Raw genomic sequence first — 12115 nt, forward strand, 5'->3', positions numbered from 1 at the left:
CTCCTTTTAATCTATTTAATATCTCTTTTTTTAAATAATACAAGTCCTAGTGTATAAAATATTATAGTTCCTATAATACCTACTACAAAACATTTTATAAATACTTGTTTATCCATCCAGCTCATAAGTACACTTACACTGCCTTCCTGATAAGTATACGTACTCATAATATTAATTGGCATACAACTAGATATTTTATTAAATACTACAATTTTTTTTCCTAGCATTGATAAAATTTTAGGTATTACCATCATTATTATTATCCAGGTAGTCCATACTGATATTTCATTTTCAAATATAAAATATAGACAATGTGCTAAAATAACACCAACTAAAAATAACGGAATACATGCTACTATAGCTCTAATTAAATAATTAAAATGTAAAATACCACTATCTTCAAGCATAATATATGCACTTATAATATATGATGCACTAATCAATACTAAATTTATTGTGCCTATAACAATTTCTACGAAGAATTTACTAAAATATATTTGACTTCTTGAAATTCCATAAGAAATAGAATTTTTAAGTGTATTATGTTTAAATTCTTGACTACACATTAATGAAACAAATACTAAACATATTAGGATTATAGGAGTCATACATGTGTAAAAACTACTGAATGAAAAAGCTGTACTTCCATATCTAAAACTAGGATCGTTATTTGCAAATGTGCCTAAAACTATATTTAAAAAACATGCAAATGCCATAAATCCAAATAAAAATATATAATTTCCTTTTGTATTTATATTTCTGTAAAACTCACTTTTTATATAATTAAGCATTTTCAGCCACCCCCATCAAAGACATATAATAACTTTCAAGATCTATAGATTTTTCATCTAATGCCATTAAGCCTATTTTATTAGAAATTGCAAGCTCACTTATTTCCTCAGGTGATCTATTAATATCAAACACCTGTATTACATCTTCAGATATAACTTTAAATTCTTTATATCCTAAATTTTGCTCTAAAAGTGCAGCTAATTTTTTTGAATTAGTTACTTTCACCTCTAAAAAACTTTGACATTTTTTCTCAAGATCTTTAGCTGATAACTCTTCAACTAATCTACCTTTATTTAAAAAACCATAACAAGTTGCAATATTTGATAGTTCAGTTAATATATGACTTGATATTAAAATAGTAATGTTTTTTTCTTTATTTAATTTTAACAGTAGATTTCTAATTTCAATAATTCCCGATGGATCTAATCCATTTATAGGTTCATCAAGAATTAATAAATCTGGCTCATTCATCATTGCAAGAGCTAATCCTAATCTTTGCTTCATACCTAAAGATAAATCTTCAAATTTTTTCTTTTTTGCCTCATATAATCCTACTTCTTTAAGTACTTTATCTATCTTTTCTTTACCTGGGATACCTCTTTGCAAACGATAATACTCCATATTTTTAAAAACTGTAAGTTTTGGATAAAAACTTGGTGTTTCTATAATTACACCTGTTCTTTTTCTAACTAAATTTAAATCTTTTTCTGAGGATTTAGAAAATAATTCAAAACTTCCCCTACTTAGTTGAGACTGACCAGTCAATATTTTAAGTAACGTAGTTTTACCTGCACCATTATTTCCTACTAATCCATATATATCCCCTTGATTTACATTTATATTTACATCTATCAATGCATTGCAATTTTTATATGACTTTGATAATTTATACGTCTTTATAACTTCCTTCATTTTTATACCCTCCTTATTTCTTCTAATCAACCTTATACTAACAATGATATCTAAAAATTTTTAATAAAGATTCAAGAAAGTTTAAAGAAAGTTTAAAGATTTTTACTTATTATTTAATTTAAATCCAATTCCCCAAACTGTTTTTATATACTCTTCATCTTTTTCTATACTTTTAATTTTTTTTCTGATATTACTCACATGAACATTTACAGAGTTATCTTCTCCATAATATCCATTTTTCCATACCTGTTCATATAATGATTCCCTTGAATATACTTTATCTGGATTTTTAAGTAAAATACACAATATATCAAATTCATGTCCCGTTAAATATATCTCTTGCCCATTAACTTTAACTTGTCTTGCATCTTCATATAATGATAAGTTTTTAAATTTATGTACTTTGTTTTCTTTTTGCTTATCTCCAAATTTTTTGTATCTTCTTATGTGAGAATTCACCCTCGCTAAAATTTCTTCAGATTCAAATGGCTTTGTAACATAATCATCTGCCCCTATATTTAAAACTTTAACTTTATCTTCAAGAGATGTTTTTGCTGATATTACAATTATTGGTATTTGTTTTTGTTGTCTTACATTAGCTATTAATTCCTCTCCTGTTATTCCAGGTAACATTAAATCCAGTAAAATAATATCAAATTCTGATATGGATAATTGTAAACCTGCTTCACTTCCTGAAAAAGCCTGAGTCACTTTATATTCACGCTTTTTCAAAGTTTTTGCTAGTAGATTATTTATATCAACGTCATCTTCAACTATTAAAATATGTTCCCTATTCACAATATTCCCCCTTACTTAAATGTATTTATTTTCCATTTTTATAATAACATAGTTTATAATTTGTGGATAAAAATATGTTATATTATGCATAAATAAATTTGACTATACACTTTAGCTTATGATAATACATGTAAAAAGGATGCTCAAAGCGCATCCTTTTAATAATTTTTTAGTATATTATATATTTAAAGTAATTCTAGCTTAATGCCTATCTATAATTACTAAAGACTCTATCTTCACTAAATAAGATCCTAAAGTATTATTTCTAAATTTAAGTAATCTGTACATATTATAATACTAATCTAATGTTTTTTTCTTTCATCATAATTTGATAAAAAAATACCTTTACTTAGTACGTTTAGCTTTGAATTTAATAACTCTATTACTGTTTCAATTACTCCTATAGTATCAAAATTTACAGTTCCAACTATTCTTTGTTCTATTAAAAGTTCATAGTACTCATTATAGATTTCTTTTATCGGATACATTCCTATTGGAGCATCTACATAAGGATTTATTGATGTATTTACAGTTTTATTAGGTGTATATATAGAATCTAAATATTCTTTAGGTCTTTTAGATATGTCTATTAAATATTTGTTTTTTCCACAATTTACAGAAACTTTATAATTATCTTTAAACTTTGACGTACAAGCATTGTTAGTAGCAAAACTTTCCTGATTAAATATTTCTATTAGTTTGCCATTTTCATAGGTATAAATAACTCCTATTTCAAAACCTCCACTACCTCCATATCCACCTCTTACCATGATTTCAGATTTTTTATCTCCTGTAAAATCCCCTATAAAAAGTTGCATATTGTAGCCACTATATGGAAATTTTATACTAATCGATTCATCATTTTCTCTATTTAATACTAACTCAATATTATCTAAATAATTACTATCTTCATATGGATATGTTCCTAATAATATTACTTTGTCATTAGAGTTTTCACCTGTTACATTCGCTTCTTTCATTTCAACTACAGTCTGCTTTTTTTTATCATTCATATCTATTCTCCCTAAAAATATGTCTTAATAATATACATATGACATTTATTAGGATCTAGTTAATCTCTTCTATAAATTCTCTACTCTAAATGTTTATTTAGAAATAATCAACTCTAAGTCACACTCTTTTAGCTTTTCTATTATATTGATATCAGCTATTTCACTTGTAATTAATCCTGTCAAATCTTCCAGTCTTGCAAATGTGTAGTTTCCATCTCTATTAAATTTATTAATTTCGCTTAAAACATAACAACTCTTACTTGCTTTTAATATAGCTTGCTTTGTAATTCCATCTTCAACTTCACATGTAGATACACTATTGTCGTATACATCAATACCTGCTACTCCTAAAAAAGAAATATCAAATTTAAATCTACTTATTAAATCTATAGAAAATGCACCTAAAAATCCATCTTTATGTTTATTAAATGTTCCTCCTATAAAAATTAACTTTATATTACAACTTGTTGCAAATAACTGCATAATTTCTATCATATTAGTAACTACAGTTACAGATAAGTTTTTTTCTAATATTATTTTTGCTAATTCTATATTTATAGTAGATAAACCTAAGAAAATAGTATCATTCTCTTTTATAAGCGATATAGCTTTTTGTGCTATTTTTTTCTTTTCTTCTAGATATACACTTTTTCTAGAATCTAAATGAACATTATGGACATTCGTTCTAAGAAAAACAGCACCTCCATATGTACGCTTTAATAATCCTTTTTTCTCAAGTGCTGTCAAATCTTTCCTAATGCAATCCTCCGTTACATTGAACTCATCACTTAACTCTTTAACTTTTACCTTTCCATTTTTATTTAATTTAGAAATTATTTTATCGTGTCTTTCCTCAACAAACATAATACCCTCCTTATACTTAAATTATCTTTTAACTGTATCAAACAAATCAAATTGTAAAGTTTTTGTAAGTTATTTAGAATATTTCTAACTACATTAATATAAATTTAATTTTTTAACAACTAATGTTTATTGTTAATATTCTTAAATAATATCATATAATGTATTTTATATAACTATTAAGCTTAATTTTTTATTGTTTTTTATTATTTTATATTTTTCATAAGCATTTTTTATATTTTAAAGATTGTTTTTTATTGTTTTTTATTATTTTTTATTGATTTTGTGTAATAATAATAATATAATATTAAATATATAATGCAGCGTTATAAGATAATACTTAGCGTTATGTTTTATATATTTTACTTTACAGCTGTTAATTATTAGAAAAGCTATCGGAAACCATCCAATAGCTTTTTATTATTATTTAATTTAATTACTTAACTAATGATTAACTCTTCTTTTCCATGAATAAGATTAGTTATTAAATCATTATATAAAGTATCTATGTTAAATTCTTTACCTTTTTTAGAAATATATCCATTTATATAATCAATCTCCGTGTAACGTCCATTTTGAATTAAATCTTGGTGCATTGAAGGATAATGCTCTCCAGCTTTACTTGGATCATAAGTGCTCTCTACTAATCTTGCAACTTCCTCAACATCTAATTTAACTCCAAATTTATTAGCAACATCACTAAATTCTTTTATTATGCTTCTAATTATTCTAGGAGCTTGTTTTAATTTACCAAACTGTTTTATGTTGCAATCTAGAATCGTACAACTACTATTTATGGCTCCATTTACACATGCTTTACGCCATATGGATAATAATACATTTTCACTATATATGGCATTAAGCCTTGCATCATTAAATATGTCACAAACTTGTTTTGCACATTCTTTCATTTCAGGATCAATATTTTGTATTTCTAAATTTCCTCCACCAGAAAGTTCAACATGACCTGGACCCTTTAAAGAAGCCGTCCATAAAGTAACACCCATAAAAATATTTTTATTATCAACATATTTTTCAATAGTTTCATTATGTCCTAACCCATTTAATAAACATAAAACCTTTGTATTTTTTCCTAAAATGCCTTTAATAGATTCTAGCATTGGCTCTAATCCCATTGATTTAGTAAATAAAATAATTAAATCAGGTATTTCTGTCGCTCTTTCAGGTAAAACAGCTGGTATTTTTACCTTTTTTATTAATCCATTATCGTTAGTAATTAAACCTTTTTTATTTATAGATTCTACATGTTCATGCCATGCATCAATTAAAATAACTTCATTTCCTGCTTCATGTAGCATATATCCAAAACGTGAACCCATTGCTCCGGCTCCAACAATTGAAATTTTCATTACTTACCAACTCTCCTCTCTAGTCAATATAAATATGTCTTTAGTAAGTTTAAGTTTTTAATATTAAATTTACATATTTGTTTTTGTATGCAATTAAATAAGCAATGTTACTATATCATAACTTTAATAAAAATTACAAATATTAATAAAAATCCACAAGTTAATAAAAAATACCTTTAGATAAATTTAACTTTAACTAAAGATATATTTTTATTAATATTATATATTTTTTTATACCCTTATTGATATAAGCTATTACAATTTTTAATTTCTACTTCATAAAATATGACTTTATTATAAAAAATCGCTTGTATTAATTTGTTTAAACAAATCCCATCAAAACTGACATTAAAAGTGTTTTTATCTACATTTTTATTTCAAAAATCTATTTTAATTTCCCAGGTAATTGTTCTGTTGTCAAATCATATACTTTTATTTACTTGCAATAATAGATATATTATATAAAAAATGCTTTAATTTATTTTTCACTTTCCCAGTATGCTGGCCTAGCTAATGATTTTGGCAATCTAGTTTTATAATCACCTTTAGCTGTATTTATTTGAGATTGAGTCAGAAATATAGTATCTTCAAGATTAGCGCCTCTAATATCTGCATCTCTTAAGTCTGCCCCTATTAAATTTGCCCCTTTTAAATCTGTATTTTTCATATTTGCTGCTATAAGTAATGCTCCTGCAAAATTTGCACCTATTAAATTAGTATCGGTAAGATTAGTACCTATGAAATCATACCCTAACTTTAAATTCTTTTTATTTTTTGAATTATTTATTTTATACTTTGCTATTTTATCTTTTGCAATTTCATTTGCCATTCTTAAAATAGAATTAACTTTTGTTCTATATTTTTCAATGTCTATATTCATTATCGAATTTGCATCAAGTTTTGTAAGCTGCTCTATTTCTTGAATTCTAATACTTAATTGATCTTTCATATTTTTATTTGAGACAAATGTTAATGCATCACCTAAATACCATAACATTTCATGAAGTTGTCTCATAACTAAAAATACTTCAAACATTTGATTTTGTAACCCCTTAAATTCCCTCCAATTTTTTCCATTAAATGTTGATTGTGCTACTTTTTGCCCTGCTCCAAAACAATCATATGCAGTACATCCTTTTAACCCTTTTTTTCTAAGATTCTTATGATCTGAGCAAGTAAAATCTGCTTTTAAATTAACACAAGGCGTACCTGCTTTTTTATCATTTGGAAAACCCTCTGTTTTAGAAAAATACAGCGCAACACAGCAAAATCCAAAACATTTTTCACAGTCAATTTTTAATGTCTTTAAAATTTCATTATTATCTATCTCTCTAATAGTTTTTCTCATCTGTTTTCTCCCTTAATATTTTTAATTTAACCAATAAAAATTAATCATTGTATAATAGCAGATTAATACGATTTTCATTTCAACTGATTATATTATATTACTACTTTGAAATTGATACAATTTTTTACATAAAAACAAAAGGATAAATTTCTTCTATATCTTAGAAATCTATCCTTTTTATATACAAAACTTAATTGATATTGCTACTATACTTATATGCTCCAATAAGTGACTGCAAAATATAAAAATTAAGTTCTACTATCATTATTAAGGCCACTAATAACCCTATATTATCATAAAATACTATTCCTATTATACTTGTAAAAAATAAACCTACTCCATAAGTTATATTGATTTTAGCCCATGTATTTGATTTAAAATATGATATAAATTTTTCTGCAGATTTTATATTAAACGAGAATTTTACTTTTAAGGCTTTATTTGCTTCAATTTGTATCAATCCTAAAACTATTAAAACTACTCCCCAAATTAATATGCTGAAAAATAAATCCATTATGAAATCCCCCCTTTAACATATATGTAACTTTAAATTTTTTTATATAAATATTATTTATAAATTATCTATATTCTATACATTCTATGCCAATTACTAATATACCTTTTGCAAGTATTCTAAATTTAAAAAGGTATTTTTTAGGGGTAATTATAATGAACAAATTCTTATATTTTATTCATTATAATTAATCCATAATTTTACTTAAAAAAGAATTTACTTCTTCTGGATTTTTTAAAACTACTATCTTATCTTTAAATTTATTTTCTATTTTTTTATAATCTTTTAATTTTTTCATAGTTCTTCCCCCATAAAGAATCCACCAAATAAATTCTAAATCAAATTTTTCTATACATCCATTTGCCATATCTTCACGAGTTTTATTTTTATATTTTAAATATCTATTAAAGGCTCTATACATACATATTCTTCTTGGAAATTTTAGAAATATTATTCTATCAGCTTGTTCTAATCTTTCTCTTTGAAAAAAATCACTATAGTTTCCGTCAATTACCCATGAAGTATTTTTCATAAATTGTTTAACTATTTTACGCCCTTCTTCTTTATCTCGTTCAATCCAATTAGGTAAAAAATTTATTGTATCTAGAAATAAAACAGGTATGTCATAATATATTGAGAGTTGTTTTGCAAGTGTCGATTTTCCACTTCCACTATATCCAAGTATAGCAATTTTCATATTAAACCTCCTATTTATTTGTAACTTACACTATTTTATTTTAAATTTAAAATTATATTAAAATTTAAAATTTATTTATATAATTCAAATAATTGCTTTTCATCAATTAAAAATACATGATCATCAATACGTTTTGTTGATCCAATTGCAGAAATATACTTTGGACGATTAATCATAAAGTTGGTTTCTGAAGTTTTGTTTTCTATAAAATAATCTACTGTTAAAATTTCATCTACTGCAAGACCTATTAATTTATTTTTATTCATAATAACAATAACCATATCATGATAATGATCTTTAAAAATATTTTTAGTATCATCTAATAATTCTAGTACTTTAGACATGTATTGTTTCTCTGCCTTCTCAAGCAATTCTTCTAAATGTTTTTTTCTAGCTTCTTCATTCTGTTCTTTTTTTCCTTTTTCAACTTCTATTGCGATTTCATGAAGTAGTGTATGTGGTGAATCTATTTTTTTCATATGAAAATTAATACTTTGTATGTCTGTTGAGAAATTATCATACCACTTACCAAATGTACATTGATGAGGGTCTGTTGTTAATGTAAATTTTCTATTTTCATTAACCGAATTTTTTAATTCATTTACCCAACGAATATGATCATCCTTTCTATTATCTATCATCCCTTTAAAATCTTCATATTCCTCATTAGATGACTTGCATCCAAATAAATTTCTCATACTAATTATAGATACTATTTCATTCCTTAATTTCATAATACCCAATTCACACGCTTGCTTTTTTTGTATAGGAGTTATATCATTTGGAAGCTCAGTTAAAGTAACTGTAACATTACTGTCAATTGCATATAAATTATTAGCTACTCTAAATATAACATGAGGCAATACTTCTTCATTTATCATAATTAAAATTCCTTTCATACAACTATATGAATACATATTAATATCATATAAAGTATAAGTATTCATTAGTACCTTTGATTATATATTCTTTTTAAATTAATTATTCTACTAAATTATACCAAATAATTTAGAAAACAAACTACTATAAATTTCACTAAAATCTAATTTTATTTTGTATGAAAAATTTTTATAAAATAGATCAATCTAAAAACAAAACCATTCAGGTCTAAAAAATTACCATTCACGCTCAATCCATTTTAAACTAAAAATAAATGTGCTAATGTAACATTGATAAATTAATTTAATATAAAAAATCTAATTTAAACAAATTATTGATAGTAAATATAGTAATGACTTTATCATCATAATAAAGTCATTTTTTGTGTTTTTTATATTAACATATTAAGGAGATTGTAATGACAAAAGGTATTATTATAAAAAAATTAACACTATTTACTGAAGTAAAAGAAGATTCTTATGAAAAAGTATTTATAAAGCAATCCCAACGTGGAAATGATGATTCTTTCGAAAAATTAATGGATATTTATGAACCATATTTATATAAAATGGCATTTTTATATATGAAAAATGAACAAGATGCCTTAGACATATACCAAGAAACTGCTTTAAAGGCATATATGAATATATCTCAATTAAGAGATTATAGATCATTTAAGACTTGGATAACTAGAATATTAATAAACAATGTCTATGAAAAAAGTAAAAAGTCTAATAGATTTGAAGAACAATACCTTGATGAGAATATAGCCGATTTTTCATATTCAACTATTGAAGAAAGAATAGACCTATATGACGCTATTGACTTATTAGATGATAAATATAGAACTCCGATAATCTTACAATATTTTTATGGGTTAAGTATTCAGCAAATTTCAGAAATTACAAGAACTAAGAAAAACACGGTAAAAACAAATATAAGAAGAGCTAAGAAAAAAATCTACGATATTTTAATGGAGGAAAATGATGAATAAGTTTGATGATATAAAACTTCCTAAAAATATAAAGGAAGAAACAAGGAGAACTATAAAAAAAGCTAATCATTTGAAATTTAAAAAGAAAAATAAACTTTTAAGATTTATAGCTCTAATAATTTTATCAATAGGAGTTTGTGCTTGTGAGTTAAATTATTCTCTAGCTGAGAGAGCAACAAATTTACACAAATTTATTCAAGATATAACATTGAATTCTAAAGATAGTTGTTTAAATTATGGGCAAGGAGTAAGTTTAAAAGAAACAGTAGGAAATATTAGCATTACTATTGATAAAATTAGTTATGATGGACATAAGATTTATTTTACATATACTATTAAATCTAATGATAAACTTCTCCATCAAACAAATAATGTATTTTACAAACATAATCTCCAACTAGAATCTAATTTATTAATAAAAAATGGAACTACTACTGACAAATATCAATATTTCATTTTTAAAAGATTTTGTAACTCCCACTGATGATAATGAAATATCTGCATAATTAGTAATCTAATTTGCTGGAATTAGTAAGTATACCTTGGAAACTAAATATAATAATGCTCTATAATATAAATAATTAAGCTCATATAAAGGCTAGCTCAAAATATATACTTTTGGATAGCCTGTTTTAAATAATTTTAATTTAGCTACTCAAGCATCCTTTTTACAAATCTATACCCAATCATTGATATTATAAATGTCGCTATTGATATAAATAACATACTATCTATTCCTATGCTAGATAATGTATATACTTGGTCATTACCTCCAATAATTCCAGCAGATGTTAACATATTTCTAGATTTGATAATTAAATATGATATTCCACTCGTAAAAGCAGAAATTACTACTGATGCCAATATATGTTTTTTGAAGCTCCAATTATTAAACATTCTAAGATCACATCCTTTATATCTACAACATTTTAGTTTATTTAATTACATCATTAAACAATTCTTTTTGAAATTCTTTATTATTAATATATGTTATAATTCCTGTATGTAATTTTTCTTGTTCATTCAGTAATTTCTTGTCCATAGTTGTTTTTACTGTACCACTTTCCTTATCATTATAAAAAACCTCTAAAATTTTATTTTTATCTTTTAAATATTTAACCATTAGTGTTTCATCATTATTTTCAAATATATACTCTTTTATATTTAAATTTATAGTTGAATTTAAACTTTCTTGATATTCTTGTGAAAAATATTTTCCACCTATTAGTCTATCAATCTCTAATATATCTATATTATTATTTTTAGCTATGTTAGCAGAAATTTGGTTATATATTTTATCCCATTTCTCTTTATCATTATGTAATTTATTAGAAATCTGTTGGTGAATTTTTATATTATCACTTATTAAAGTAAACATAAAATCATGTTTACTTGCACTGTTTTCATGGTTTAATTCAGATTTACTATCTTGATAAGAAATCGTCACTTCATTATTATTTTTCTTTATAGAATATAAAGGTTGAATTTGTTCTTTATTGTTAAAATTGGAGTGTGTAAGAACTAGCTTTTCATCTCCATTAATAAATACATATGGTTGTTGGACATAATCACTTCCATCTATATTTCCTTCATCCATTCTAAATGCTTTATCTTTTGTATATTCATAACCTTGTAACAATACTTTCAAATATTTGTTATCTATTTCTTCATTTTTTAAATTTTTTTCAACAATTTTAAAATATGCATCCTTTAAAGATGCTATTTTTTCTGCCCTTGATCTTGAGCATCCAATTAAAAATATGATTGATATAGATGCCACAAGTAAAATTATTCTTTTCATATCTTATTCTCCCTATTTATAATGTGAATATAGTTGTATGTCCAAATATATATTACCACTAATTTAAGCTTTTGTTATGTAAATATTTTAATATCTATATAATTTAATATTTTTTTTGACTTTTATTTTATGCAAA

Annotated in this window: 14 protein-coding genes; 2 read left to right on the forward strand and 12 right to left on the reverse strand. The window is 24.3% G+C overall.

Annotated features, from left to right (window positions below; translation table 11 throughout):
* Window positions 1–11 precede the first annotated feature (11 nt).
* From BLP75_RS02540 to BLP75_RS02585, 10 genes are all read right to left on the reverse strand, one after another.
* Entirely contained in the window at window positions 12–791 is a 780-nt protein-coding gene (locus BLP75_RS02540; RefSeq protein WP_092722552.1) for an ABC transporter permease, read from the reverse strand.
* On the reverse strand, window positions 784–1704 hold the full coding sequence (locus BLP75_RS02545; RefSeq protein WP_092722554.1) for an ATP-binding cassette domain-containing protein: 921 nt from the start codon (window positions 1702–1704) through the stop codon (window positions 784–786). The genes BLP75_RS02540 and BLP75_RS02545 overlap by 8 nt, the downstream gene beginning before the upstream one ends.
* Before the next feature lie 102 nt (window positions 1705–1806).
* Window positions 1807–2502, reverse strand: coding sequence for a response regulator transcription factor (locus BLP75_RS02550; RefSeq protein WP_092722556.1), 696 nt, complete (start codon window positions 2500–2502; stop codon window positions 1807–1809).
* A 302-nt stretch (window positions 2503–2804) separates the two neighbouring features.
* Window positions 2805–3515 (reverse strand): hypothetical protein, encoded by a 711-nt coding sequence (locus tag BLP75_RS02555; RefSeq protein WP_092722558.1) that lies wholly within the window; start codon window positions 3513–3515, stop codon window positions 2805–2807.
* Window positions 3516–3608: 93 nt separating this feature from the next.
* Entirely contained in the window at window positions 3609–4379 is a 771-nt protein-coding gene (locus BLP75_RS02560; protein WP_092722560.1) for a DeoR/GlpR family DNA-binding transcription regulator, read from the reverse strand.
* Window positions 4380–4816: 437 nt separating this feature from the next.
* The gene (locus BLP75_RS02565; RefSeq protein ID WP_092722562.1) at window positions 4817–5746 is read right to left on the reverse strand and encodes a 2-dehydropantoate 2-reductase; all 930 of its coding nucleotides are present in this window, start codon (window positions 5744–5746) and stop codon (window positions 4817–4819) included.
* 478 nt (window positions 5747–6224) lie between these two features.
* Window positions 6225–7094, reverse strand: a complete 870-nt coding sequence (locus BLP75_RS02570) for a pentapeptide repeat-containing protein (RefSeq protein WP_092722564.1) — start codon at window positions 7092–7094, stop codon at window positions 6225–6227.
* Between the two features lie 190 nt (window positions 7095–7284).
* Window positions 7285–7608, reverse strand: a complete 324-nt coding sequence (locus BLP75_RS02575; RefSeq protein ID WP_092722566.1) for a hypothetical protein — start codon at window positions 7606–7608, stop codon at window positions 7285–7287.
* A 187-nt stretch (window positions 7609–7795) separates the two neighbouring features.
* A complete protein-coding gene (locus BLP75_RS02580) occupies window positions 7796–8305 on the reverse strand; it encodes a DNA topology modulation protein (protein ID WP_092722568.1) in 510 nt (169 codons plus the stop codon).
* 71 nt (window positions 8306–8376) lie between these two features.
* Entirely contained in the window at window positions 8377–9186 is an 810-nt protein-coding gene (locus BLP75_RS02585) for a CZB domain-containing protein (protein ID WP_170139076.1), read from the reverse strand.
* Between the two features lie 416 nt (window positions 9187–9602).
* Here BLP75_RS02585 and BLP75_RS02590 point away from each other — a divergent pair, with 416 nt between their 5' ends.
* Both BLP75_RS02590 and BLP75_RS02595 read left to right on the forward strand, forming a co-directional pair.
* Window positions 9603–10178 (forward strand): sigma-70 family RNA polymerase sigma factor, encoded by a 576-nt coding sequence (locus BLP75_RS02590; RefSeq protein WP_092722572.1) that lies wholly within the window; start codon window positions 9603–9605, stop codon window positions 10176–10178.
* The gene (locus tag BLP75_RS02595; protein ID WP_170139075.1) at window positions 10171–10662 is read left to right on the forward strand and encodes a DUF4179 domain-containing protein; all 492 of its coding nucleotides are present in this window, start codon (window positions 10171–10173) and stop codon (window positions 10660–10662) included. Before BLP75_RS02590 ends, BLP75_RS02595 begins: the two co-directional genes overlap by 8 nt.
* Window positions 10663–10829: 167 nt before the next feature.
* Here the strand turns inward: BLP75_RS02595 and BLP75_RS02600 are convergent, their stop codons facing one another.
* Together BLP75_RS02600 and BLP75_RS02605 are read right to left on the reverse strand one after the other, a co-directional pair.
* A complete protein-coding gene (locus BLP75_RS02600) occupies window positions 10830–11075 on the reverse strand; it encodes a hypothetical protein (protein ID WP_092722576.1) in 246 nt (81 codons plus the stop codon).
* A 37-nt stretch (window positions 11076–11112) separates the two neighbouring features.
* On the reverse strand, window positions 11113–11979 hold the full coding sequence (locus BLP75_RS02605) for a hypothetical protein (RefSeq protein WP_092722578.1): 867 nt from the start codon (window positions 11977–11979) through the stop codon (window positions 11113–11115).
* Window positions 11980–12115 lie beyond the last annotated feature (136 nt).

This window comes from Romboutsia lituseburensis DSM 797, from assembly GCF_900103615.1.
Lineage (GTDB): Bacteria > Bacillota > Clostridia > Peptostreptococcales > Peptostreptococcaceae > Romboutsia_F > Romboutsia_F lituseburensis.